The organism is Aquibacillus kalidii, assembly GCF_014280935.1.
GTDB classification, from domain to species: Bacteria; Bacillota; Bacilli; order Bacillales; family Amphibacillaceae; genus Aquibacillus_D; species Aquibacillus_D kalidii.
Genome location: NZ_JACLZI010000040.1, coordinates 1 through 26,473 on the forward strand (window position 1 = coordinate 1; position 26,473 = coordinate 26,473).

The 26,473-nt window shown below is 34.9% G+C and carries 28 protein-coding genes and 1 pseudogene; 5 read left to right on the top strand and 24 right to left on the bottom strand.

The features are described 5' to 3' along the window. Nucleotides 1-517: 517 nt before the first annotated feature. The 8 genes from H7K77_RS11610 to H7K77_RS11645 form a co-directional block, all read right to left on the bottom strand. Nucleotides 518-1,009 (bottom strand): YajQ family cyclic di-GMP-binding protein, encoded by a 492-nt coding sequence (locus H7K77_RS11610; RefSeq protein ID WP_186578014.1) that lies wholly within the window; start codon nucleotides 1,007-1,009, stop codon nucleotides 518-520. Between the two features lie 154 nt (nucleotides 1,010-1,163). Next, nucleotides 1,164-2,423 (bottom strand): dihydrolipoamide acetyltransferase family protein, encoded by a 1,260-nt coding sequence (locus H7K77_RS11615; RefSeq protein ID WP_186578015.1) that lies wholly within the window; start codon nucleotides 2,421-2,423, stop codon nucleotides 1,164-1,166. 19 nt (nucleotides 2,424-2,442) lie between these two features. Further along, a complete protein-coding gene (locus tag H7K77_RS11620) occupies nucleotides 2,443-3,426 on the bottom strand; it encodes an alpha-ketoacid dehydrogenase subunit beta (protein WP_186578016.1) in 984 nt (327 codons plus the stop codon). Between the two features lies 1 nt (nucleotide 3,427). Continuing rightward, nucleotides 3,428-4,438, bottom strand: a complete 1,011-nt coding sequence (locus tag H7K77_RS11625) for a thiamine pyrophosphate-dependent dehydrogenase E1 component subunit alpha (RefSeq protein WP_186578096.1) — start codon at nucleotides 4,436-4,438, stop codon at nucleotides 3,428-3,430. A 13-nt stretch (nucleotides 4,439-4,451) separates the two neighbouring features. Beyond that, on the bottom strand, nucleotides 4,452-5,876 hold the full coding sequence (gene lpdA, locus H7K77_RS11630) for a dihydrolipoyl dehydrogenase (RefSeq protein WP_186578017.1): 1,425 nt from the start codon (nucleotides 5,874-5,876) through the stop codon (nucleotides 4,452-4,454). Between the two features lie 2 nt (nucleotides 5,877-5,878). Beyond that, nucleotides 5,879-6,982, bottom strand: a complete 1,104-nt coding sequence (gene buk, locus H7K77_RS11635; RefSeq protein ID WP_186578018.1) for a butyrate kinase — start codon at nucleotides 6,980-6,982, stop codon at nucleotides 5,879-5,881. A 20-nt stretch (nucleotides 6,983-7,002) separates the two neighbouring features. Then, nucleotides 7,003-8,097, bottom strand: a complete 1,095-nt coding sequence (gene bcd / locus H7K77_RS11640; protein ID WP_186578019.1) for a branched-chain amino acid dehydrogenase — start codon at nucleotides 8,095-8,097, stop codon at nucleotides 7,003-7,005. A 322-nt stretch (nucleotides 8,098-8,419) separates the two neighbouring features. Next, nucleotides 8,420-10,462 carry a sigma 54-interacting transcriptional regulator gene (locus tag H7K77_RS11645; protein WP_186578020.1) on the bottom strand — a complete coding sequence of 681 codons (2,043 nt, stop codon included), beginning with the start codon at nucleotides 10,460-10,462 and terminating at the stop codon, nucleotides 8,420-8,422. A gap of 122 nt (nucleotides 10,463-10,584) precedes the next feature. Between H7K77_RS11645 and H7K77_RS11650 the strand changes: the two genes are divergently transcribed. The 4 genes from H7K77_RS11650 (at nucleotide 10,585) to H7K77_RS11665 (ending at nucleotide 14,831) form a co-directional block, all read left to right on the top strand. Continuing rightward, nucleotides 10,585-10,833: a DUF2627 family protein gene (locus tag H7K77_RS11650; RefSeq protein WP_186578021.1), complete on the top strand. Its 249-nt coding sequence runs from the start codon at nucleotides 10,585-10,587 to the stop codon at nucleotides 10,831-10,833. A 10-nt stretch (nucleotides 10,834-10,843) separates the two neighbouring features. After that, complete coding sequence (locus tag H7K77_RS11655) at nucleotides 10,844-12,763, top strand: DUF294 nucleotidyltransferase-like domain-containing protein (protein WP_328701099.1); 1,920 nt, start codon at nucleotides 10,844-10,846, stop codon at nucleotides 12,761-12,763. Then, nucleotides 12,763-13,515, top strand: a complete 753-nt coding sequence (locus H7K77_RS11660) for a 3'-5' exonuclease (protein ID WP_186578023.1) — start codon at nucleotides 12,763-12,765, stop codon at nucleotides 13,513-13,515. Before H7K77_RS11655 ends, H7K77_RS11660 begins: the two co-directional genes overlap by 1 nt. 260 nt (nucleotides 13,516-13,775) lie before the next feature. Then, entirely contained in the window at nucleotides 13,776-14,831 is a 1,056-nt protein-coding gene (locus tag H7K77_RS11665; RefSeq protein ID WP_186578024.1) for an NAD(P)/FAD-dependent oxidoreductase, read from the top strand. 83 nt (nucleotides 14,832-14,914) lie between these two features. Here the strand turns inward: H7K77_RS11665 and H7K77_RS11670 are convergent, their stop codons facing one another. The 10 genes and pseudogenes from H7K77_RS11670 to H7K77_RS11710 form a co-directional block, all read right to left on the bottom strand. Continuing rightward, the gene (locus H7K77_RS11670) at nucleotides 14,915-15,418 is read right to left on the bottom strand and encodes a GNAT family N-acetyltransferase (protein WP_186578025.1); all 504 of its coding nucleotides are present in this window, start codon (nucleotides 15,416-15,418) and stop codon (nucleotides 14,915-14,917) included. 231 nt (nucleotides 15,419-15,649) lie between these two features. Further along, nucleotides 15,650-16,996, bottom strand: a complete 1,347-nt coding sequence (locus H7K77_RS11675) for an aspartate kinase (RefSeq protein WP_186578026.1) — start codon at nucleotides 16,994-16,996, stop codon at nucleotides 15,650-15,652. A gap of 285 nt (nucleotides 16,997-17,281) precedes the next feature. Then, on the bottom strand, nucleotides 17,282-17,881 hold the full coding sequence (safA, locus tag H7K77_RS11680) for a SafA/ExsA family spore coat assembly protein (protein WP_186578027.1): 600 nt from the start codon (nucleotides 17,879-17,881) through the stop codon (nucleotides 17,282-17,284). A gap of 156 nt (nucleotides 17,882-18,037) precedes the next feature. Beyond that, nucleotides 18,038-18,133: pseudogene (locus H7K77_RS11685) on the bottom strand (sporulation transcription factor Spo0A); the annotation flags it as partial. Between the two features lie 267 nt (nucleotides 18,134-18,400). After that, a complete protein-coding gene (locus tag H7K77_RS11690; RefSeq protein ID WP_186578028.1) occupies nucleotides 18,401-18,793 on the bottom strand; it encodes a hypothetical protein in 393 nt (130 codons plus the stop codon). A 117-nt stretch (nucleotides 18,794-18,910) separates the two neighbouring features. Continuing rightward, nucleotides 18,911-19,411 (bottom strand): super-infection exclusion protein B, encoded by a 501-nt coding sequence (locus H7K77_RS11695; protein WP_186578029.1) that lies wholly within the window; start codon nucleotides 19,409-19,411, stop codon nucleotides 18,911-18,913. Nucleotides 19,412-19,504: 93 nt separating this feature from the next. Continuing rightward, on the bottom strand, nucleotides 19,505-19,669 hold the full coding sequence (locus H7K77_RS11700; RefSeq protein WP_186578030.1) for a hypothetical protein: 165 nt from the start codon (nucleotides 19,667-19,669) through the stop codon (nucleotides 19,505-19,507). Between the two features lie 3 nt (nucleotides 19,670-19,672). Continuing rightward, nucleotides 19,673-19,834, bottom strand: a complete 162-nt coding sequence (locus tag H7K77_RS21050) for a hypothetical protein (protein WP_222599340.1) — start codon at nucleotides 19,832-19,834, stop codon at nucleotides 19,673-19,675. 48 nt (nucleotides 19,835-19,882) lie between these two features. After that, nucleotides 19,883-21,106, bottom strand: coding sequence for a hypothetical protein (locus H7K77_RS11705; RefSeq protein ID WP_186578031.1), 1,224 nt, complete (start codon nucleotides 21,104-21,106; stop codon nucleotides 19,883-19,885). A 16-nt stretch (nucleotides 21,107-21,122) separates the two neighbouring features. After that, entirely contained in the window at nucleotides 21,123-21,920 is a 798-nt protein-coding gene (locus tag H7K77_RS11710) for an AlbA family DNA-binding domain-containing protein (protein ID WP_186578032.1), read from the bottom strand. A 98-nt stretch (nucleotides 21,921-22,018) separates the two neighbouring features. On the opposite strand from H7K77_RS11710, the gene H7K77_RS11715 reads away from it, so the two are divergent. Beyond that, nucleotides 22,019-22,345 (top strand): hypothetical protein, encoded by a 327-nt coding sequence (locus H7K77_RS11715; RefSeq protein ID WP_186578033.1) that lies wholly within the window; start codon nucleotides 22,019-22,021, stop codon nucleotides 22,343-22,345. 31 nt (nucleotides 22,346-22,376) lie between these two features. Here the strand turns inward: H7K77_RS11715 and H7K77_RS11720 are convergent, their stop codons facing one another. The 6 genes from H7K77_RS11720 to H7K77_RS11745 form a co-directional block, all read right to left on the bottom strand. Next, entirely contained in the window at nucleotides 22,377-23,240 is an 864-nt protein-coding gene (locus tag H7K77_RS11720; RefSeq protein ID WP_186578034.1) for a peptidoglycan-binding protein, read from the bottom strand. After that, a complete protein-coding gene (locus tag H7K77_RS11725; protein WP_222599341.1) occupies nucleotides 23,240-23,431 on the bottom strand; it encodes a hypothetical protein in 192 nt (63 codons plus the stop codon). Before H7K77_RS11725 ends, H7K77_RS11720 begins: the two co-directional genes overlap by 1 nt. Nucleotide 23,432: 1 nt before the next feature. Beyond that, the gene (locus H7K77_RS11730; RefSeq protein ID WP_186578036.1) at nucleotides 23,433-23,648 is read right to left on the bottom strand and encodes a hemolysin XhlA family protein; all 216 of its coding nucleotides are present in this window, start codon (nucleotides 23,646-23,648) and stop codon (nucleotides 23,433-23,435) included. 52 nt (nucleotides 23,649-23,700) lie between these two features. Continuing rightward, nucleotides 23,701-25,599, bottom strand: coding sequence for a phage tail spike protein (locus H7K77_RS11735; RefSeq protein WP_186578037.1), 1,899 nt, complete (start codon nucleotides 25,597-25,599; stop codon nucleotides 23,701-23,703). A gap of 82 nt (nucleotides 25,600-25,681) precedes the next feature. Continuing rightward, nucleotides 25,682-26,140 (bottom strand): hypothetical protein, encoded by a 459-nt coding sequence (locus H7K77_RS11740; RefSeq protein ID WP_186578038.1) that lies wholly within the window; start codon nucleotides 26,138-26,140, stop codon nucleotides 25,682-25,684. A gap of 94 nt (nucleotides 26,141-26,234) precedes the next feature. Continuing rightward, a complete protein-coding gene (locus H7K77_RS11745) occupies nucleotides 26,235-26,471 on the bottom strand; it encodes a hypothetical protein (protein ID WP_186578039.1) in 237 nt (78 codons plus the stop codon). Nucleotides 26,472-26,473: the final 2 nt, after the last annotated feature.

Here is a 26,473-nt window from a genome sequence, read left to right on the forward strand (position 1 = left end):
TTTTGTTCAGTTTTCAAAGATCAATCGTTATCATCCTAATAGGAACGACAACTTTTATATTTTATCAAGTTATTTTGATAAAGTCAATAACTTTTCATATTTTAATGCTTCGTTCGCTTTAAAGGCGACTCCAATAATATATCACGTTTAATTAGTGAATGTCAACAAGAATTTCAACATTTATTAGTAGCTCCCGTTAACAGATTTATAATATACCATGGATTTTTGTGCTTATCAATAGAGAAAAACAATTTCTTAATAAATAATAGTATATTGCTATAAAATCCTCATTCCCAAATCATGCTTTCCAAATACCTTAAATAGTAAACTTAAAAATGCAATTTAATTTATCTACTATATAAAAGAGGGGTTAGTTATTATTCTTGCATGTAATTGACAACTATACTACTGGCTCAAGAAACAATATAATATATAAAAAGAGAGCACCAAATTCAGTGCTCAATACCGACCACCACTAGTTAGAGTAGAAAACTAACTAGTGGTGGTGTTTTTTAACTTATCTATAATTAATAAACTGAACATCAATAGGCAAATCAGCATCTTTTATAGCAGCAATAATACCTTGTAAGTCATCACGATTTTTTCCTGTAACACGCACTTGATCGTCCTGGACCTGACTTTTCACCTTAAGTCCCGTATTTTTTATAATTGTATTAATTTTTTTAGCTTGTTCCTTATCTATTCCTTGAACTAATTTGGCGCGTTGACGCACAGTGCCTCCAGAGGCAGCCTCAATTTTACCGTAATCCATACTTTTCGAAGTTACACCACGTTTTATTAATTTACTTATTAATACATCCTTTAACTGATCCAGCTTGTATTCATCATCAGAGATTAGGACAAGTTCTTCATTTTCCAAACTAAGATTACTTTTACTCCCTTTAAAATCATACCTAGTTTTTATCTCCTTATTCGCCATTGTTATAGCATTTGTTACTTCTGACATATCTATTTTTGATACAATATCAAATGAACTATCTTTAGCCATCATAAACCTCCAGATATTTTATTACTATATATTATAGAAGAAGATTAATAATCTGATCAACTAAAATATTATAATTGACTCCCCATAGCCTCTATTCCATTCTAAAGGTAGAACCTACATTTATATTAAAAGAAAAATCCGGGGGAGCCCGGATTTAATAGATTGGTGTTGTATCACTTGAGATGCTTTCTAGAATCCCTTTTATATGTGACATGAACTGACCACATATAACACCATCAAGCACTCGGTGATCTAATGACAAACATAGATTAACCATATCTCGAGCAGCAAACATGTCATTTATGATCACTGGTCGTTTTACAATTGATTCTACTTGTAGAATCGCTGCTTGAGGATAGTTGATTACCCCCATCGATTGAACGGAGCCAAATGAACCTGTATTGTTAACAGTGAAGGTACCACCTTCCATGTCCTGTGGTGTCAAATTTCCATTTCTCGCTTTCTTCGATAACGTATGGATTTCCTTAGCTATACCTTTTATACTTTTTTCATCTACACTTTTTATTACAGGGACAAATAATTCCTGTTCATGCGCAACTGCTATGGATAAGTTTATTTCTTTACGCTGAATAATCTTGTCACCTGCCCAAGAACTATTCAATTGAGGAAATTTTTTCAATGCTTTTGCCACAGCATTCAAGAAAAAGGCGAAATAGGATAAGTTATAGCCTTCATTCTCCTTAAATTTACTTTTCTCCGAATCCCTGTATTTAACCAGATTCGTTACATCAACCTCAATCATCATCCAAGCATGAGGGATTTCTGTTTTAGACCGTACCATATTTTGTGCTATTGTTTTTCTAATTCCTGTGACAGGGATCTCTTTATCACCAGGATCAGCTTGAACAAACTTCCGCTTAATAGTAGGTGGTGTGTATTCAGCCTCTTTCTGCTCCGGACTAGTAGCTACTTGCTCTTCTTTCACATTCGGAATCTGACCAGTTTGAATAATCTGTTCAATATCTTTACGAGTTATTCTACCACCACGTCCAGAACCGCTAACCTGACTCAAGTCTATACTATTTTCTTGTGCCAGACGCATTACTGCTGGGGAATATCTAGATTTCATAGATTGATCCTGTTGAGCGTCGGAACGAACCTCTTGTTGATCCTGTGATTGACTGATCACTTCAGCTTCTTCACCCTTAGAACCTTCTACTTCTATGTAGCACATTAATTCTCCAACTTCTATTGTTTGTCCTTCATCAGCTACAAGTTCTTTAATAACTCCAGTAAAGGAAGATGGTACTTCCGCATTTACTTTATCAGTCATGACCTCTGCAATGGGATCATATTTATTAACATGATCACCCTCTTGTACAAGCCAGTTGCTTACCGTTCCTTCCGTTACACTTTCACCAAGCTGGGGCATGAGTATTTTTTCTAAAGCCAAAGCATGTCCCTCCTTCACTTTAAAATTCTGCCAGATCTCGCATTGCTTTTTCAACTTTATCTGGGTTGATCATAAATTCCTTCTCCATAGTTGGGGCATATGGCATCGAAGGTACATCTGGTCCTGCTAAACGTTTTATCGGTGCGTCTAAGTCAAATAAACAATTTTCACTGATAATCGCTGCTACTTCCCCAATAATACTACCTTCTTTATTGTCCTCTGTTATTAACAATACTTTTCCTGTTTTAGACGCCGCTTCAATAATGGATTCTTTGTCTAAAGGATATACTGTCCTTAAATCAAGGATATGTGCATTAATTCCTTCTGTTGCTAATTTTTCTGCCGCCTGTAGAGCAAAATGAACACATAATCCATAGGTAATGACGGTTATATCAGAACCCTCTCTTTTTACATCAGCCTTTCCAATTGGTAAGGTATAATCCCCTTCCGGAACTTCGCCTTTAATGAGACGATACGCCCGTTTATGCTCAAAAAATAAAACTGGGTCATTATCTCTAATAGCTGCTTTTAAGAGTCCTTTCACATCATAAGGAGTAGAAGGCATGACAATTTTCAATCCCGGTTGATTTGCAAAAACAGCCTCCACCGATTGGGAGTGATACAATGCCCCGTGAACACCTCCACCATATGGAGCACGAATCGTAATCGGACAGTTCCAATCATTGTTCGAACGGTATCTTATCTTTGCTGCTTCTGAGATAATTTGATTTACAGCAGGCATAATAAAATCAGCAAACTGCATTTCTGCTACTGGTCGCATTCCATACATCGCTGCCCCGATTCCAACACCGGCTATTGCAGATTCCGCGAGTGGTGTATCTAATACGCGAGCTTCCCCAAATTGTTCATATAAACCATCTGTAGCACGAAACACACCACCACGCACTCCTACATCTTCACCCAGAATAAACACTTTCTCGTCTCTTGTCATTTCTTCCTTTAACGCCTGGGTCACCGCTTGTATATATGATATTACTGGCATGTTATTCCCCTCCTTGCTCCCCATAAACATATCTATAGATTGTATCCGCATCAGCATACGGCGCCCGCTCTGCATAATCCGTTGCATCATCAATTATGGAACTAATCTCATCATTCATCTGCTTCTCTAATTCTTCCGTTAGTATACCTATATCACGTAAATAAGAGGCAAATGTTAAGACCCCGTCTTTTTCTTTCGCACGATCTACTTCATCTCTTTCTCGGTAAGAGCGATCGTCATCATCACTAGAATGCGGTGTTAAACGGTAAGTAAGTGCTTCTATTAAGGACGGTCCTTCCCCTTTACGCGCTCGATCTGCCGCCTCTTTTACAGCACTATAAACCTCTAACGGGTCATTACCATCAACTGTCACTCCTGGCATTCCATATCCGATAGCACGATCAGATATTTTTTCACATGCTACTTGTTTACTAAGCGGAACAGAAATAGCATATTGATTGTTCTCAACCATAAATATTACAGGTAACTTGTGTACCCCAGCAAAATTCGCCCCTTCATGGAAGTCCCCTTGATTCGAAGATCCTTCGCCAAAGGTAACAAAGCTTACCAAATCTTTCTTTTCCATTCTAGCAGCTAATGCAATCCCTACAGCGTGCGGAACCTGTGTTGTAACTGGCGAAGACCCCGTAACCAAACGGTTTTTATGTTGTCCAAAATGCCCAGGCATTTGTCTACCACCAGAATTAGGATCCTCAGCTTTAGCATACGCCTGTAACATTAAATCTTGTGTAGTCATACCAAAGGCTAACACCACTCCAACGTCACGGTAATAAGGAAGAGCATAATCCTTGTCTCTATCTAAAGCAAAGGACGCACCTACTTGGGCAGCTTCTTGACCTTGGCACGAAACTACGAATGGAATTTTACCAGAACGGTTTAACAACCACATTCTTTCATCAATCCTTCTCGCAAGTAACATAATACGGTACATTTCTATTACTTGTTCGTCAGATAACCCTAATGACTTATGTCGATTTTCAACCACTTCCATACTCCTATCTGTTTTAACCATGTATTTTCCTCCCCTCTACTATTAACGCAGCCTCTCCAATTGCTTCCGATAATGATGGATGAGGATGAATCGTTTGTCCAATCTCCCACGGTGTTGCATCCAACACTTTGGCTAGACCTGCTTCCGATATCATATCGGTAACATGAGGGCCAATCATATGAACCCCTAACAAATCATCTGTCACTGAATCTGATATAACTTTAACAAACCCGTCTGTTTCCCCATAGACAAGAGCTTTACCTATGGCCTTGAAAGAAATTTTACCTTTTTTAATAGAATAACCTTGCTCAATCGCTTGTTGTTCGGTTAAGCCCACACTCGCCACCTCAGGATGAGAGTATATGCATGTTGGAATATTAAGATAATTGATTGGGTAAGGATCTTGACCAGCTATATGGTCAACAGCAACCATTCCTTCATGTGAAGCAACATGGGCTAATTGCATCCCTCCAATTACATCTCCAATTGCATAGATATGTCCTTCTTTTGTTTGGTAATTGGAATTCGTTTCAACAAACCCTTGTTCATTTAAAAGGATATCCGTGTTTTCTAAGCCAATTTGTTCTGTATTTGGCTTTCTTCCAACAGAAACTAATATTTTATCAGCAATGTGAATAGTTGTTCCCTTATTATCTTCTACTTCAAATTGAACTTGATCCGTTTTTACAATGGTATCAGGAAGTATGTTGGCACTAGTAACAATCGAAATACCCTTCTTTTTCAGACACCTTGTTATTTCCTTGGAAATGTCTAAATCCTCTAAGGGAACAATACGATCTGCATATTCTATAATCTTCACTTCTACACCAAAATCAGCTAGCATCGAGGCCCATTCCACGCCAATGACTCCACCTCCAACAATAATGATAGATGATGGCAATTCCGTCATTTCTAGCGCTTGATCCGAATTAAGTATTAATTCTCCATCAACCTTTAGATGCGGCAATTCCCTTGGCTTGGAACCTGTTGCAATAAGAACATTCTTAGGAATTAAGATATCATTTTCTCTACCATCTATATATTCTACCGAGATTGTTCCTGCTGTAGGTGAGAAAATCGAAGGACCTAACAATCTACCAAAACCTTCATAAACATCAATTTTTCCTTGCTGCATCAGTCCAATAACTCCTTTATGCAAACGTTCAACAACTGCATCTTTTCGTTCCAATACCTTTGAAAAATTTATACGAACATCTGAACATTCGATCCCATACTGGTCTGCATCCTTTGATTGTCGGAAGACTTCTGCACTTCTAAGTAGTGATTTAGATGGAATACAGCCTTTATGTAAGCATGTGCCGCCAAGTTTATCCTTTTCGACAATTGCCGTTTTAAGTCCTAATTGGGATGCGCGTATAGCTGCAACATAACCACCTGTACCTCCGCCTAAAATAACTACATCATAATCAGTTGCCATATTTAATTTCCTCCTCTCTCTATGTTTGCTCCTATGTAATCTTTTGAGATTTCTGTTCCTTGTAATACACGTAATGTACCCTGAGCAAGTGCAAACATCACATTTTCTCCTGGATAAACAAGAACATCGGCTATCCAATTCACTCGATCAGATATAGCATCAACTAATCGATTCCAGTTCGCCAACTCACCTGTCAGTACTATTCCATCTACTTGTCCACACAAGACACTACTCATGGATCCTATTTCTTTCGCTACTTGATACGCCATTGCATCTATAATAAAACGGGCATGGTGATCTCCCGCCTGTATCCTAGCTTCTATTTCATACCTATTATTGGTCTGTAAGTGACCAATTAGACCACCTTTGCCAACAATTTTATTGATTAATTCTTCTCTTGTAAACTGTCCTGTATACGCCATATCCACTAAATCACCCGCAGGTATCGTTCCTGCTCGCTCTGGCGAAAATGGACCATCACCATGTAAACCATTATTGACATCAATTACTTTACCGCAGTTATGAGCACCTACTGTTATACCTCCACCCATATGACCTACTACTAAATTAACATTCTCGTACGCCTTTCCCAAATCATTTGCAGCAATTCGCGCAACGGATTTTTGATTAAGGGCATGAAATATACTAATTCTCGGAATCTCTGGAATACCAGAGACCCGAGCTAATGGTTCTAATTCGTCTACTACAACAGGGTCGACTATGAAGGCAGGAACATTTAGATTTGATGCAATTTCGTGGGCTAATATCCCACCTAAGTTAGACGCGTGTTCTCCATTATACCCCATTTTTAAATCCTGAAGCATTTTTGAATTAACGCGGTAGGCTCCACCTTCAATTGGTCGCAACAAACCTCCCCTACCACAGACAGCATCTATTTTGGAAAGATTGATCCCTTGCTGACTCAATTCCTCTAGAATCATCTTTTTTCTATACTCATCTTGTTCCATAACTCTATTAAAATTGGATAATATATATTCTGAATGGTGAATGTTTCTTTCAAACAAACACTGGTCATTCGAATAGAGTGCAATTTTTGTAGAAGTTGTTCCTGGATTTATTACTAATATCCGGAATAATTCAGGCAATCTAAGACCCCTCCTACCGCTTACCTTCTACTAAGTATATGTTGACCATTTTGTAAAAACTGGCTTCGTGACTGGCGAAGACTTTCTATACGCTCTTCCGCCATACGATCAGCTGCCATATAAGTAGGGATATGATCCCTTTTGGCAATTTCAAATACTTTAGTTAAGTTATCATAAATGGTTTCTACACGTTTTAAAGCACGCTCTTTATTATATCCATTTAACTCATCAGCAATATTTATCACACCACCGGCGTTGATAACGAAGTCCGGGGCGTACAGTATTCCTCTATGTTGTAACTCATCACCATGCTTCGCTTCTTGTAATTGATTATTTGCTGCACCTGCAACGACTTTTGCTTTTAATTTAGGTATTGTGTCATCGTTTATGGTTGCTCCTAACGCACATGGTGCATATATGTCACAATCAACGGAGTAAATGTCATCTGGATCTACCGCTTTAGCACCAAATGCCTCTACTGCACGATTAACAGCCTCTTTATTTATGTCTGTAACAATTAGACTTGCGCCTTCTTTATGTAAGTATTCACAAAGGGTAAAGGCAACACTACCAACCCCTTGAATAGCTATTGTTTTTCCATCAAGCATGTCCGAACCAAACATTTCTTTAGCAGCAGCTTTAATTCCCTTATAAACTCCATAAGCAGTAACTGGAGAAGGATTCCCCGAAGAACCAAATGCAGGTGAGATACCTGTTACATAATCCGTCTCCTCATGGATAATGTCCATATCTTGGACGGTTGTTCCTACATCTTCAGCTGTAATATAACGTCCATTCAGTCCTTGGATATAACGACCAAACGCTCGGAACATTGCCTCATTTTTATCTTTTTTCGGATCCCCTATAATAACAGTCTTACCTCCACCAAGGTTGAGACCTGCTGCAGCATTTTTATAAGTCATTCCTTTTGCCAACCTTAAGGCATCCTCGATTGCTGCTTCTTCAGACTCGTAAGTCCACATTCTTGTCCCACCCAAAGCAGGTCCAAGTGTTGTATCATGTATAGCAATGATTGCCTTTAAACCTGATTGCTTATCTTGGCAAATCACCAATTGTTCATAGTCATAAGTTTCCATATAATCAAAAATTCTCATTCTTTTTGCCTCCTAATTTATATTACAGAGTAAGGACTAAAGAAACTAAGGCACACTAATCGTGCAACCTAGTTTTATTTAAACTGTCTTTGATAGTATAAAAGGAAATAAAAGAACCATTACTTATATATTGTTTCCTGTTTCTCCTCAAAAAAACGTCTGGTAAAATCACCCAAATCCGTGTCAGGTTCTATTATTGCTACCTCTTTTTATATTAGCTTGATTACACAATTGTTTTTTTAAAATTCCCTAGTCTACTCTAACTTAAAAAAATTAGATGCAGGCTTCCCTTCAATACATTGTTATTCAACCACCATGCAAATTATTGCAATTTTTCTCTAGAGAGATCATGTTTTTCCATTTTATAATACAAACTTCTAATTGAAATCCCTAGATCAGTAGCTGTTTTTGTTTTATTATAGCCATTTATGTGTAAGGCTTTCTCTATAACTTTTTTTTCATGTCGTTCAATCGCAACCTGTAATGTTTCCTTTTCCAAAACAAACTCATTTGAATTGATTTGGCTTGATTGTTGTAGTAGTGATGGCAAATGCTTTTTTAAAATCATTTGTTCACTCACTTCCATGTTTATCATAGCTTGACTAATCACATTCTCTAGCTCCCGTATATTACCAGGCCAATGATAGCTCTCTAGATAACGGAATACACCTTCTTCTACACCTTTGATCCTTCGACCATATTCTTTATTCATTTTTTCTATTAAATGCAAGGTTAAGATACGCAGATCCGCTAATCTTTCACGCAATGCTGGAATGAAAACAGGCAATCGATTCAATCGATAATAAAGGTCTTCTCGGAAGCTACCTTGCATAATTCCTTTTTCTAGGTTTTCATTGGTAGATGTAATAACCCTAACATCGACGTTAACTGGATTAGTTTCCCCAACCCGTACAACCTCATTTTTTTCTAGGACACGCAGTAATCTAGCTTGGACTGAGAGCGATAACTTACCTATCTCATCAAGAAAGATTGTCCCATTATTCGCTTCTTCAAAGTAACCAATTCTCGTCTCATAGGTATTATCTATATAACCAAACAATTGGTTTTCCATATCCGATTCTGCCCCTGCACAGTGTACATGAATGAATTTATTGTGCTTGCGACTACTCTCGTTATGGATAGCGTGAGCAAAAAGTACCTTTCCAGTCCCAGTTTCACCACGTAGTAAAACTGGAGCGAACATTTTGGCGCTAACTTTCGCTTGTTCCAATGCAACTATCAATTCGCTGGATTCCCCTATGATATCGTCAAAGGAATAATTGTTTTCTAATTTTCTAATGATTTGTCTTGCCTGTTTTAAATCATTTGTTAACCGTTGTATTTCCGAAACATCATGGAGCACACCGACGCTACCTTTTAACTTTCCATCCACTATAATCGGTGCTACATTAACAATTACCTCTTTATTTGTTGGACCGACTCTCATCCTAGCTCCACGAACAGCCCTTCTTGTCTGAAGAACCTTCATGTGGATACTTTCTCCTTCAGAGATATCTGTGGATGCTGGCTTCCCAACTACATCTTCTTCCTTCAACCCAGTTATGTTAGAATAAGCCGGATTAATCATAATTCCTCTTCCAGATTCATCGACAACACTTATGGCTTCTTGTGAGGAATAAAAAATAGCTTCAAGCATTTTCTTCACTTCTTTTAACCCCGTGACTTGTTCAGCAAGATTAGCTACATCTGTCATGTCTCTAAAAACCGCAAAAGCACCCACCAAAGTCTGTTTACTATCTATTATCGGAACCCTAGATGTAATTACCTTCTTCCCATTAGGCAATACAAACTCTCGATTCATTTCCTTCATACAAGACCGAAGAGTGTGAGGTAGCCGAGAATGGTCAATAATTTTTCGTATCGGCTTTCCTATCAATCGCGTGGGGAGATCACCAATTATTTCAACCGCCCGACGATTGACAAACGTAATTGTCTCATGTGCATCTACGACAATCATACCTTCATCCATATGATTTAATATTAAATCCTGATGTTGCTTTTGTTCTTGCAAATTATGTAGTAGCATATCTTTTTCTTGTAAAATGGAGGAAGTTATCCTTTCAACATCACCAGAAACAATGATTGTGCTATCTTGTTTTAATTGTATGATAGCTTCATAAACACTTTCTATACCCGTTGCCTCTATCACAATATCTATATCCCTATCAATCCAAGCTTTCCAATCTTCCCCTGTAGGATACTCGTATTTCTTAGCTAGTTTAATACCAAGCGCATCACTCCTTAAATCGATAACAGCAACAATCTTTAATTGGTCTGAATGATGAAGAAGTTCTATTAAAGCGGAACCTCCTTTTCCAGCGCCTACAATTAGTACACGTTTCATGGGCTTCACACCTTGCATTTTTTTGCATGGTTATATCTTATCCCTTTCTGCACATTTTAGCAAGATTCCTCTGTTTTCAATAGCTATAAGCTTTGCTATACTCAGTAGGAAGAGGTGATAAAATGAGGTTTTTTGCATTATTATTATTAGTAGTTCCAGGAATTATTGCGACCATTGGAATTAAACTTATTCGCGACGCCTTTTTCGGGATTTCCTACCCAATCTTTTTTCATATTGCTATACAGGTGATCATAGGTATAATTTTCTTCCTAATAGGATTAACTTTTATAGGTGGGTTTATTTTACATAGAGACCGAAAAAGAAATCTTACAAAGGGGAGATTTGGAAAAGAATCAGACCAGCAAAAGTAATAAATAGGTGGTGACAAGCTTGGAAGAATATATGGATATGTTTTTACAACAGTACCCTTTCGATTTACTCACAGAAGATGAATTCACTTTACTCACAGTAGGTGCAGAAATAAAAGAATTTAAAGAAAATGAGTTTTTGTTTCACGAAGATCAACACTCTGATTCTATAGAAATTCATTTTTTGGTATCAGGCCTCGCTAAAAACATTATGCACCGCGACAGTGGCAAACAAATACCGATTCGTTTCTATTACCCTAGTGACCTAATTGGAATTATGATCATTCTTTCCAGTGGGGAAATGCAGTTTTCTGTTCAAGCACTAGAGGATTGTCAAACCATATGTTTTAACAAAGATCATTTCATGACTGTTATGAACCAAAACACGAAGTTCTCTAAAGTTGTGTTAGATGAAATTAGTAATTTGATGAAAAGCTTGTATCAAGAAGTCAAATACAAGAGTAACGATGATGATCAATCTGGTGATGTTGAATTATATACGAAACGTGTAGATAAGTTTATGGAGACGCCGATCTTTATTAACCCAAATGCAACTATTAAAGAAGCCGCGTCTCTAATACAAGTTAGAGAACTGGAAGGATTAATCGTTAGCAAGGACAATACGCAGATGGATGGATTAATTAGCTATTCGGAAATAATTGATGCATGTATTGAGGGTAAACAGGACTATCCAGTTTGTGAATTTATGAAAACCGATCACTTTTCGGTAACCGCACAAACTTTCATTTATGATGCCCTCACCTTTTTAAAACATCATCCAACATCTATCATCCCTGTATTTCATAGGACGAAGGTTGTTGGTTTTCTCAGACAATCCTCCTTCTTTACCATTAATGACTCTATTTATTTTGATACGTCTTATAAGATTAGTATCGCTCGATCGCTATATGAATTAAAACAGCTGTCCCCAATTCATAATAAAACATTCCAACAGTTCGTTACCGATCTGATTACTGATGGAATGCTCGGTTACGACATTTGCGAATTAATTACAAATCTAAATGATAAAATACATCGTCAAGTTATTCAGTTAGCTGAGGAAGAAATGCAACAAGAAGGATACGGACCTCCTCAAATCAACTATTGTTTTATTGTCATGGGAAGTGGTGGAAGAAAAGAACAAGGATTTAGTACTGATCAAGATAATGGGTTAATTCTAGCTAATTATCATCATCTAGAGGACGCACCAAAGATTGAAGATTATTTCGCTAAGTTTAGTCATAAAATTAACTACATGTTAGAACAATGTGGATTCCCTTTATGTACAGGGGGGATTATGGCAAAAGAAGCTAAATGGAGAAAAACACTCGGACAATGGGAAAGTGATTTAGTTGATTGGATAAAGAAAATGGATGCGGAAGAGATTAGAGACTTTACTATTTTCACTGATTTCAGGCCTATATCTGGAGATTATGCGCTCGCATATCAATTAAGAGGTAAGTTAACAACCAAAATGCAAAATTCCTTACATTTGCAACAATTACTTATGAAAGATACATTACGATTTAAAGTTCCTCTTCACCCATTTGGTAGGATGATTGGAATCGGAAAGAACCGTGGTCTTAATCTTAAAAAGTCTGCCATCATGCAAATTGTCAATGCAATAAGAATTTATGCGATAAAGAATGGACTAGATACAATTAATACCATTAGCCGTTTACAGGAATTGACCGCACAGGAAAGGTATCACCATCGAGATAAGGAAAATGCCAAAATGGCCTTACACCGCCTTTTAACCTTTAGATTAGAACAAAATCTGAAAGAATTAAAGAGTAATCAACCATTAGGTAATTCCATTAGTATGTATGAGCTATCCAAAGAGGAAAAACGTAAATTAAGGGAATCTTTAAATGTCGCGAAACGGTTGCAACAGGTGTTAGAGTTGAGCTATAACCGGAATCGGGTGGTTTAATGTTACCGATTGATTTGCAAATATTAAAATACTTTTTTTTCGAAAAACCAATCTATCGTTATAAAATGCAGCCATTTTTTCAATGGGATAGCTATTTTACATTAAAAAGTTATATGGATACCATTGCAAAGGATCAAATAATAGATCAAAACTTAGACGAGATCACCTATACTGTATTTGATTTAGAAACTACTGGGCTTATTCCTGAAATAGGCCATGAAATCATTTCCATTGGCGCCATACAACTTAAAGGCTGGAACCAATGCTCAACTAAGACTTTTTACCAAACAATAAAACCTATCCGACCAGTTTCTAAACGAATCCATTCCCTAACAGGACTTAGCAAAAATGAAATTGATCGTGCACCTCCCTTTTTCGAAGGATTTCATAAATTTCTAGAATTTAGTCAAAATAGTGTATTGGTAGCACACCCCGCTAAATTTGATATCCGTTTTTTACAAACGATGCTTAAACGTTGGAAATTACCTAGTTATGAACCTACAGTAATTGATTCTCAATTACTTGCCAAATGGTTACTACCAGATATTAATTCACAGCTTGATCCACTTATTAATTTTTTCGGAATTAAGCACATGGAGCGTCACCATGCGTTAAATGATGCTAAAATGACTGCAGAGCTCTTTATTTCACTTTTACAACTTGCCAAGAAACAAGGTATTTACAGCTACTTGGAGTTAAAAGAAGCCTTACAACCCATAGAAACAAAGAATCCTTTGGAGTTAATCAAATAAAACTTTATTAACTAGAAAAGGTCGATTTTGTCTACAAAGATCGGCTTTTTCTAGTTTGCTTGTAAAATGGACTAAACTGAAATATGGCGCCTTCATTATCAACATAATCTTTATACACTCCAGATTTACACTACTCCATTCCTCAATAAATAATAATTGATAGCAATATATTTCCAAAAATATATTGAAAAGTCCAAAAATACCATGTATGATTAATTGAGAATGATAATCAATTACATTTAGATTCTAGGGGTGAACGAATGAATACAAACGAACTTTATGATGTGACAATAATTGGTGGTGGACCTGCAGGATTATTTTCCACTTTTTATAGTGGATTAAGAGAAATGAAAACAAAAATAATTGAGTACCAGACTCAATTAGGCGGAAAAATTCATGTTTATCCAGAAAAGATGATTTGGGACGTCGGTGGTTTAACACCAGTAACTGGTGAAAGGTTAATTGCCCAGTTAGTTGAACAAGGGTTAACATTCGATCCTACTGTCGTTCTTAATCAAAAAGTGGAATCTATCTCCAAGAATGATCAAGGGATCTTTATTTTACATACCGCTTCTGGTGAAGAACACTTTTCTAAAACAGTTATTGTTGCAGTTGGTAGTGGTATTTTAAAGCCTCAAAAACTCCAAATTGAAGGTGCAGAAAGATTTGAAGTTACGAACTTAAACTATACGGTTAAGTCACTTAATAAGTTCATTGATAAAACAGTTATCATTTCAGGCGGTGGGAATGCGGCTATTGATTGGGCAAATGAACTAGAGCAAATAGCTAAAAAGGTTTATCTAACATATCGTAAAGACAAACTTAATGGACATGAAGCTCAAGTCACTCAACTTTTAAACAGTTCTGTTGATTGTCTTTTTAACACTACCATTTCAAAGTTAGTCGCTACTGATAAAAAAGATGTTATAAAACAAGTCGAGCTGACCAATGCGGATACTGGTGAAGTTTTCACTGTACCGATTGACGAAGTCATCATTAATCATGGCTATGATCGAGATAAAACCTTGCTTGACAATAATGATTTACAAATTGAAATTTTAGATGATTTTTTTATAGCAGGAAATGTTAATAGTGAGTCTTCTGTTGAAGGTTTATATGCAGCAGGAGATATTTTAAAGCATAGCGGTAAACTACACCTAATAGCTGGAGCATTTCAAGACGCAGCCAATGCAGTTAATAAAGCGAAGCAATACATCGAACCTAATGCAGAAGGAATAGCAATGGTCTCCTCTCATAACGATAAATTTAAGGAACGTAACAAAGAATTGATCAAGAGGCAACTAGAAGCAAATTAAACATATTTTGAATAGTTGTTACTTAAAAAGTCACCATTGAATGGTGACTCTTTATCGTTTCTGTAATCTATGTGATACTTTTTTTAGCTAATTCTCCAAAAGTATAGGCTGTCTGTTTCCTTATACATTTCTGCCCCTGTTTTTTCTAAAACTCTATGCGAAGGAATATTGTCCTTATCAGTATCTGCGATCACAAATGAAATATTAGGCTGCTCTAACAACCACTTTTTCATAGCGTTAATTGCCTCTGTCATATACCCGTTTCCTTGATAAGCGGAAAGGGTATAGTAACCAATTATCACTTCTCCATCTTTATTTGGGAGACCTTTTACCATAATCCCACCAACATGACAGTTTCCATCTTTCAATATGATTAACCAATTAGTGTACCAAATGTAATTCCCCTCATCCTCTAGCACCTTTGAACGTCGTATTTCCATGGCATATTTAAGATCCGGACTCAGAAGTTTTCCTGATCCCCTCAAGGATAACTCTTGTTCTAGTTTCTTTGGGTTAAAAATAAGTGATTTTAAGTGCTCTGAACTTAGTGGCGTTATTCTTAATCTTTCCGTTATTAATTCAATCATAGTTCAACTCCAATCCCTATTTTATACGCTTTCTTAAATTAGGTAAACACATACTATTGGCAGCTACTCCCACTATATTGAATCCAAAATAACGGAACAGTGATACTTTTCAATCCGTCATTAAAGTTACTTAAGTTTAGCATCGTAAACATCCATTGTAAATTTTAAACCTCTATATAATCTAAACGTAAAAAAGGCAAAATCACATTGTGATTTCGCCTTAGTCCAAACCTATTCAAAAAATGCTTGGTAAAGTGATTTTACTGCTTTATCTACACCAGATGACTTAATTCCAAACATCATAGATACCTCAGAGGATCCTTGGTTGATCATTTCTAAATTTACATTTGCCCTAGAGAATGCGGCAGTTGCCTTTTCAGCGATACCTATCGTGCTGTTCATACCCTCACCAACGATCATGACCAAAGCAAGGTCTCTTTCGGTATATACCATATCTGGATCTAACTCATTTTTAATTCGTTTAATAACATTTTCTTCCTTTTCTTTTGGAAGTTGACTTTCTCTTATGATAACTGACATATCATCAATACCTGAAGGAGTGTGTTCAAAAGAGATACCTTCATCTTCTAGGATATGTAATAGACGTCGACCAAAACCTAACTCTCGATTCATTAAGTACTTGCTTACATAAAGGCTTAAGAAACCAGTATCACTTGCAATACCAACAACAGGATTCTCACTAGTTTCTTTTTGGGAAACGATAATTGTTCCTAGTCCATTAGGATTGTTTGTGTTTTTAATACAAACAGGAATACTAGCTTTAAATGCAGGAATGAGTGCTTCATCATGAAAAACAGCAAACCCCGCATAAGAAAGTTCTCGCATTTCCTTATAAGTAAGGGATGTAATTTCCTTTGGATTTTCAACGATATTCGGGTTAACAGAATATACGGAATCAACATCTGTAAAGTTTTCATAAAGATCAGCTTGTACACCAGCTGCAACAATCGAACCTGTTATATCAGAACCGCCTCGTGAGAAAGTTACTAATTTTCCATCCTTTGTATAACCAAAGAATCCCGGAATCACAAAAATTCCTTCACGGTCTCTCAATTTATACAAGTGGTCATAACTCTCATCCAGAATCTGAGCATTACCAGGCTCATCACTTAGATAAATACCTGCATCCTTAGGGTTCATATAAGTTGCTTCAAGCCCTAGAGACTTCAAGTATTCACTTAACACTTTTGCCAGTGAATCTTCTCCAATTGCCTTAATAGCGTCAAGTTTTAATGCATTGCTATAATCAGAAGAAAAAACAACTTCTACATCTTGTTTGATTTCAGTAATTATGTTATTGGATATTTCAAGCTGTTCTGTAATATCTTTAAAGCGCTCTAATACTTGGTCAAGCTGTTTCTCATATGATTTCCCAGTTTGATATGCTTCCCCTAAGCCAATCAACAAATCTGTCACTTTTGTATCGTCTTTGCTACGTTTACCAGGTGCAGAAACTACGATCGCTCTTCTATCTTTATCATTCTTTATAATGTTAGCAACTTTTCTTAACTGTTCAGCACTCGCGACTGAACTTCCACCAAATTTAGCTACTTTCATGTTATTTAACCTCTCCATTTGTAGTTTTCTATACAATTCAAAATATTAACATACTTCTAGAATTTTTGTTATCAAAAACATTGCTATAAATCAAATAATCTAGGAGAATTTCTAAGTTAACTTGCGCTCTTATCCCTGATTCATTAAATTTCAAAGGTTTATCCCATCATATGGTTGCTTAAAAGGGTTGGCATATGTCTATTCATATGTAAGAGAACCTTACTATGTTTTCTATATCAAACAGAAAGGCCAAACCATTGAATGGTTTGACCTTCCTATATCAGTTTATTTCTTTATAAATTGTTGTGTCCAGTAGTTCCCATCTTTTACATATCCTACACCAATATGCGTGTATTCCCCATTCAGAATGTTTTTGCGGTGCCCCGGACTGTTCATCCATGCTTTTACTACTTCCCTTGGTGTTTGTTGACCTCTAGCAATATTCTCAGCCGCTGCACGGTAACTTATTCCAAAGTTTTGTATCATAGTAAAAGGAGATCCATATGTTGGACTGTTATGATCAAAATAATTTTTGTCATGCATATCTTGGGATTTATATCTGGCTACCCTTGATAATTCCCAATCAGGTTTCAATGCAGCGAGGCCATATTTAGCTCTTTCCTGATTCGTTAATTGAATAACCTCGTGTTCAATTTTCTTAACAGCATCTAGACTAGGAATTGTTAATTTTTGATTTGGGTAAATCAAATTCGGATTCTTAATTTGTGGATTAGCTTCTATAATTTCCGTTACACCTACTTGATACTTTACAGCTATTTTCCACATACTATCACCGGGCTGTACTATGTAAGTCGATGATTGAGCAGAAACTGTAAACGGTACCAAAGCAAATAGTAACAAAGCGACTATAAGGGTTTTTTTCATTTTTTTTCTTTCCTCCTAAAAATTATTAACATCTCTATTTGTAAAATCCCTCTAAATAAGTATTTTATTCATAGGACGTGTCTTTTTTTTTAGGAGTTACACAAGAACACCCTTCATTGACCAATTAATGGTGAATGAAGGGTGTTCTTGGCATTATTAACTTGCGCGGTGCTCTAAACGAAGACGATCTGCAACCATTGCGATAAATTCACTATTGGTTGGTTTTGCTTTAGAAATACTAACTGTGTAACCACCGTTATATCAAGGTTTATGTAAATATCGTATTCTTATTCATTGTGTTATTTGTTGGTTCGTTTTTAAAAGTTTGTTGGTCATTGGTGTAAGTTGTTATCAACATAATACAATAGATAATGGTATAAGACAAGGATATTTTGAATATAATAATAAGTTGCGGACTCGTAGTTAAACTCGGAGTCATATATACTATAGTAGAAACTCGTCATTTGACTCTCGCTTACTGGGAATCGATAAGCAAAAGAACGTTGATTAAACGCTCTCTCATAACTTTAATTTATCTTTTATGTTATTTAGTTCATTCATTTGATTGTTGAATGTCTTAGGATCTAAACCATTACTTAATTTATGTTTTGACACTGCTTTTAGAAGGTTTTTCTTTGCTTTGTAATAGCCTATTCTTTCATACCATTTTAAATGTTCTCCCTCATTAACTCTTCTCTCCATATCTATAAGTTCGTTAAAACTAGGTTTTTGTTTTACATACTTTCTAATGACATTTTTTATACTTTTTGATAATTTTAGAAATGTGGACTTTCCTACAGATTTAACAAAACCACTAATAATGCCATAAACAATTGAACTAACAACAGTAATAATAATTACATCTATTGCTCTAAGTTTTTCTTGAGTGAGGTAGTCCCAAATTTGTTGCAATGGATGCAACCCCTTTCAGTTTAATAAAATAATAAGATAACTTTTAAAGGTCAGGTTCAACTTGAACCCGAGCTAAAGTCGGAAAGCTTAATCTGTATGTGTCAAACTTATCATAATTTATTTTAAAAGGAACTTTCTTTTTTTAAGATAGTCCCAAGCCCATGGTTGCATATTATACGAAAAATATACTCCCTCATTACTTATACTGGAACTTCTATAAAGGATATTTAGATTTACCAACTCTTGTACAACACCATCAGACATCGATAGGCTCATTGTTCTGGTATTGTTCATAATATACCCACCAAGGACTTCCTTTTCTCGGGGGGTTAAGTGTTTTAACCGTTTCTTTGAATACTTAATGCTAGCAGATCCTCTTCTTTTCCTTTTTATAAACTCTGCGAAGCTAGAGATTATACTTGCCACCAACATACCTAATGAAATAATTAAAATAAGAGAAATCCAAGTCTTAGTTTGATTATATAATTCTTTAACCCCTAACATTTCAGAATATTCACTATTTCCAATAATTGTAGCTAACAAAGCAACAAAGAAAAGACCTAGCCAATATTTATAGTTCATCATTATTACATCCCGAACCCATGACCACTTGTTCATTATTAAAATCCCTTTCTATGACTAAATTACTATTAGTCTTACTTAATAGTAATTTTATCATAAAAAAAGAAACCCAGACTATATTGTCTGAGTTTAATTAGTATTACTTTTACTTAAAGCTTCTTTATAAAGTATCTCCGCTATTGTATTGTATAATAATTCCATATCATGATTTTCTTCATCTTGTTCTACAATTCTAATTTGAAAATTTTTCTTTTTAATTAATTTGATGGTCTTTGGATCTTGCTTCATTAACATTGTCTAACACTCCATACTTAAAAGAGATTCTTCACAAACTATTTCTGCTAATGTTTGATATAAACTATCTGATTGAAATATTGATTCATCTTGTTCGATAAAACTGATAATAAAATTACCTTCTTCTATAATCTCTACTATCTTTGATTTCTTCTTATACATCATTCAAATATAGCCTCTCTATATAAATATCTAAATCAACAAGAGAAATATTTAAACCGTATGATACATCATCAACGCCAAGTGAAGTTCCTTATTAGTATCGCCATTTATATGAAACTTATAATTGATCCAAGTATCATCATGTATTTTATCTTCTTTAATGTAGTTCCTATGAGTTTTAATTGATTCTTTTGCCTTCTCCAACACACTTGAAAAATCATGATTATCAACAAACATGATTACTGCCGCCTTAGAATCTCTCCATGTTAGATAGCCTAAAAGCTGATCTATTGTTTTCAAGAATGATTTCTCACCTCTCCAAAACTTACACTCACCGATAAACAAGTTCTTCCCTTCATACCTGAGGAGGATGTCGGTCTTCCCTTTTTTATTAAAAGTTTCTCCTGTTGCACTTCCATAAAAATGTGGCTCTAGTAACATTAAGAAGTGATCTCTTAAATCTTCCTCACCTTTATTAGAGTAAACCGATGGCTTTCTTTCAAATTCCTTTCCCATGTCATTGATAATACGAAGGATATCAGTATAAACTTCTTCATGTAAAGTTGGATCAGGAATATAATTTCCAGAATCTACTGAAGGTTTTAATCTTATCCTTTTTTTTACATCTGGACTAGGCACGGTAAAAGTTTTTGATACCTTTTCTTTTCTGCGGATTGGGACTATTATTGCTTCTTCTTGTTTTCTTTGATTTAAAATTTCTTGTTTTCTCGAATTAAAAAAATTAGTTATAAAATTTTCAAGGGATTCGTTGTATTTAGATACATCATCATTTACATTTTTAAACATATCATTTATCTTTTGGTTTACAGATGTTATTTCTCCATTTAATTCTTCTACTCCATCATCGAACTGCACGTACTTATATACCAACTCTCCTTGTTCTACTTTTAAATAAGGGAAAGTTAGCGTGGATCTGGAAGGCTGCATGTTCAATAAATTCCTATCTCCATCAAAGGGGATATGATAATAGTAAACAGGTCTAGGATAATATTCTCCAATATAGACACTATATCTGTTAGGAAAATATTCCGATGGGATGTTCTCTTCCGTTCTCTCAACATCTGCCTTATCAGTATACAGTTCCAATAACTCTATGGTGAACTTTTCAACTAAGTGATTTATATATTCATTTTGATTTACCTGAAGTATATAGTCCTCAGTTTCTGTTTTTATATTGTTTTTAATTTTTTCTTTCATATTATTTAAGTAATCGTAAAGCTCAGTTTTGTAAAATAATCTCTGTCCAAATTGCAAAATATTTTATACCTCCTTACTCAATATCATTTACTTCTATTACTTTTTCGATTTTTCTCTTTTTCTTCTCTATTAATCCACTCATATATTTATCAAATGATTCTTCTGGATAATATTCATTTTTAGTTGTTGTTGAGAAAATAGAAAAATTAGTCACAGAACTTATTGTTTTCGCCCATTCTGCACTTGAGGTTTTAAGTCTTGGTATAGATTCGTATAAAACCTTTAATTGAGAGATATGTTCACCCAAATCTAGATCTGACAAATCTGAATAGGTTTCATGTATTCTTAATGTGATCATATTCTCTAGATCACTATTATTTGCTTCCTCTACACTAGTATTCTTTCGTATATAAATCTTGTTAATTTTAATATCATTACTTTCTTTTTTAGAAATAAATGGGATGTATCTATTTTGCTTAGGAATATAAACTATCATGAATTCCTTATTTTTAAAATCACCATACAAATCATTATCATCGTATCTAATCAATTGTGAATCGAATATTAAATTATCTGGCAGATAATTGCTTACCTTTCTTTGAAAATCCGTGATATCCTTATCCAATTGAATCCCCACTGGTTTGTTTTGTTCATCTTCTACCCCGAATACAATAACTCCCCCACCACTATTTGCCATCGCAATCATCAATTTAGCTAACTTTGTTTCTTCAATAAGTTCGGCTTTAAAATCCAATTCGTTTGTTTCGCCATAGTAGTTTTCCATTAAACTTTGAAATGTTGCAATGTCTAATTGGTTACTATCAGTGTCAAATGCTTCCAGAAAACTTTGATTACCAATTTTAAATCCCATAAATAACATCCCTTTACCAATTTTGTTATAATATACCTAGTATATCATTTTATAATAATTTAGTGATTAAAAATAGAAAGGATACGGGTGAATGCTCTATGGATAACAAAACTATAGATTTGAAAGAATGGAAAATTAAGAAGAAAAAAGATCGCATTATTAAATACTTAGAAGAAAACGGAGTTAAAGCTACTGAAGAAAATATAGAAAAGGTAGAATATGAATTGGACTTTTCTGAAGAATTACAACAAAATATAAATGAGAGTAATTTAGATAAGCTTATAGATAAGGGAGTGGTTGTCTCTAGTTATTTTTCATCAGAAAAAATGCATTTAATTTTCCCTTTAGAAAACGGCGGAACTATTAAGCTTGATATATTTGTTGACTTAAAGGGTAAATTGCAAACAGATATTGACATTAAATAAGCCCCACCACCTTTGTGGTGAGGCTTTCTTCTTACTTAATTCTCTTACCGTATTTTTCATTTACATAAGCTCTACGATTATCGTAAATAACTTCCCACCATCCAGGAACGGAACCAGAAATATTAATCTCTTTTCCTTTTCCAATTGTAGTTAAGTTTTTACTATTTGTGGATGACGGTCTGTCACAAATGTAAGCTGCATTAGATACGTTAACGATCTTAATACGTCCTTTAACAGGAATACCTTCTGACTTAGGCTTAGATGCATTATCTAAATGTTTTTGCGTAACAGAACCAACAATACCATCTACAGTTATTCCTTGATCCTTCTGGAATTGTTTGACTGCTGCTAGGGTTTCACTACCAAAATCGCCATCTGCGCCATATTTAGGTAGTTTATATCCTAACTCAATCAATCTATTTTGTAATACCTTTACTTCTGTGCCTGAATCGCCTTTTTCTACGTAATCCTTAGATGATCCAATATTTACAGATTTACCAAAAGTGTCTGTACCATATCCTTTATAAACGTATTGTAGATGAGGCTTGTCTATGAAACTATTCCAATCTCCACCCCATTCAAAACCAAGTCGTTTAGCTTCAGCTACTGCCTTCTTTACATCTGAAGAGTTGTAACCACTCCAAAGTGTTTCACCCTTAGAGTTTACTGGTACAAAATCCAATGCTTGACCAACTAAATGGTAAGACTTCATAGTTTGTGAAACACCTTTTTTAATGTTCTCACGTTGTTGTGCTTCTGTTCTAATTGTTTCATAGATCAATAGTTCAATATCATTTTTAACTAAATAATCATGCCATTGTAAGGCTTTAGCTTTTGTATTATCTGCTAAGTTAGCAATGTTATCTAGGTTTCTATTTTGATAAATTAAAGCCATTATTTGCTCTCTCCTTTCTGTGTGTCCAAAGCAGTGGATTTACCAAAGTAAAATGAAATAATGGAAATAATGACAGTCTGTATAAAATTAGTTTCTAATGTACCGTTAACAGATAAAACCAAAAATAAAGCAATGACTACTAAAGCAATAATTTTTCGAACTTCAATTAATTTACTTAATTTTTCCTTCAATTTAAATACCTCCTGTAAGTACAATCTTTAAAAATGCTCCAATTACAGCACCGACAATTAGCCTCAGTATCCATGTTGTATTACTGTCAATCTTGTCTATTTTTTTCTCTAAATTATCTATCCTTGTTTCAGTTCTTGTTTGTCTGTTATCTAAGATGGTTACTTTATCTTCAAGGGACTTTAATTCTTCTCGTGTTGCATATTGTAGGTTTTCCAAGGGTTTACCTCCTAACATTTTGGCAAATAAAAAAAACACCTTCAAATTGGTGTTAACTGCTAGTTCCATTATTTTTTAATTCCACTATTTCCTTTTCTAATTCTGTAACCTTGTTGGACAATTCTTGAATTGCTTTCCATGACAAAGTATTCATGGCGTATTGCTCTACACCTTCACCACTTTTAACATGGTCGGGAGTCTCTCTTTCAAGAATTAGACCGTACTTCTCCTTGTTAACATTATTTTCTACATCATTTTTCATTCGATACTTATAAATAACTGAATCGTTTATTAAGTCTAAGGCGTTTTCTGTCCACTCTTCTATGTCTTGTTTCTTTTTTTCTGAAGATGTAGTACTGAATTCATTTGCAAAAAACGTGCCACCCCCGAAAATATTTACTTCACCTACTCCCCCTAAATTGGTAACAGTAGAATTTGTGCCATCAGTGTAAATAGCAAATCCACCTGTAGAAGATCCATTACTTAAATTTTGAAAATATAGTCCACTACCTTCTAAATCAGCCTGAAGCCCATTTACATTGGTTGTACCACCTTTGTTAACCTTCACAGAATTTTTGTATAATGATATTTCTGTATCTCCGTATGTACTTTTCCATAAGCCATCCCATATTGTAGCTGTACCACCTTCACCTTGTGTTACAAACTTACTACCTTGTATGTCGACACCTTCAATATTAATGGCTTTTAATGTCCCTGCATTAATGACATCAGCAACAAAACCCTCACCAGTCATAGCTGTTCTAAAAGTTTTACCACCGTCTTTTGATATTCCAATACCTCCAGAGTTAAAAACGACTATATTGTTGTTATTATTCTTGTCAATAGCAACTATCCCACCATCTTCAGGATATTGTAATTCAGTCATAGAATTATGTAAGGCTTCAGTGGCTTGTTTAACAAATGAATCCAAAAACTCATACTTTACTGTATCGCCTTGAGTTAAAATTTTATTGACTCTGTTTGCAGTTTTCTTAAGATTAGTAAAATCACTTGTTATATTCTCTTTAAAGTTAGACAAAACAACACTTGAATTAGTTGGTTCTTCGGGATATTCAGTATATTCAATTACTCTAGCAGTAATATTAATACCTAATGGCTCATAAATAACATAGATTGTGTCACCTAGATTAATTGTTTCCCCTTCATATCCTGCCTTTTTTAACTCAACAAACTCAATTTCAAAGCTAATCTCAGGTTCATCTTGTAACTGTTCCTTTAAAGCACTTTGTAATGATTCTACTGTTGTATATCTTTCATCGTTAAATGGTTCAGCTTCGATAATTCCATACTTCTCAGCATTAGGAGAAGTGTATTCTGCTTCAATGCCATCCTTACCATAACCTTTTATGTATGTTGCTAGATTGTCAGTATTTACTGATTTAGAAATGGTCTTTAGGTTATGTTTATACCTAATCTGATAATCAGTTTTAACCCCAATCGTTTTCTTAACAACTATTACACTACCGTCAATTTCCATTTCAGCGCCAAACTCATCTAAAGCTGTTTGTATTAAACTAATCGAATTAGCTTCACCAAACTTTTCAAATGGAATACTTGGGAATGAGCCTTGAACACTTGATGTATAACCCGTTCCTTCTAACGCATGATTCATGCAACTTGTTAATGTTAATGAACCGGTCAATACCTTATGTTGGAAATTACCTATCAAATCAAAAAATACATGCTTTGTTACAACACTTTTAAACGACTTGTTTCCAAGTGAAGAATGATCCAAAGTTTTAACTCTATAACGATTGTTGTCATACTCTATAATTGATTCTTCTTGAACTAAAGGAAATGAATGTTTGTTTGTTTCATTTTCAAACACTAAAAAAGAGAGCGAATGATTACCATTTACTCTCCGGTTTCTTTCTAAATCCTTATAAGTTGTTAGTTTCTCTACATTTCCATTTATGTCAATAACATTCATTTATTTTTATCCACCTCCAAAAAATGCACAAAAAAGAGCAATCAGACTAAATGACTGCTCTTTTGATAATTATAATTATGACCTAGAATCTGTCTCTGTAATCTTTTAAATGATTTTGAATCCTATGTATTAAATCTACGTATTGCTTTATAAGATAATCATGATCTGTATCTTCTGTTTCTTCATTAAACATACAATCTGCAATTCTTTGATCCATTTTCCGCACAATATCTGCAACATCGCTATGAATTAGATGAAACTTTTCGTACAGTAACGGTCTTATACCTTCTTGATATAACTCAGTCTCAAAATCTACAAACGTTCCACCTGCAGGAGTCACTAATAGACTTTCACCATCGATTTTCAAAACTGAGTTATATACTTCAAGAGTTTGTATTATTTCATGTTTACGTTGTCTCAGGTTTTCAATTTCTGCATTTTGTTTTATGGATTCTTGTTGAGATTTGTTAGATAAGTATCCACCAATGTAAGCTCCACCTAATACCCCCAGAACTGGAATTAAAACTGTTGATATTTGCATTAAATTTTCCATCATTACACCCAATCTTGTTTTAAGTTTATTTTAACAAAGTTTGGGCAACTCGCAAATATCTATTACTCTGAATTCTTCGATCCTACATTAAATCTACTTCCTCGGTGTCTATATCAATAATGCTAACATCGACTTGAAGCATATCAGCTATTCTATTGCTCAAGCTGTTATTAGGATCTTCTAAACTACCCTCAAGGTTGTATTTTCTAACTAAATACTCAACTCTTTCTCTTTCGGTAGGGTCTTTTATGTTTACCGAGATTTCTGAAATCATAAAATAGTCATCTGCATAGGAATGATCAATTATGATATTAATCATGG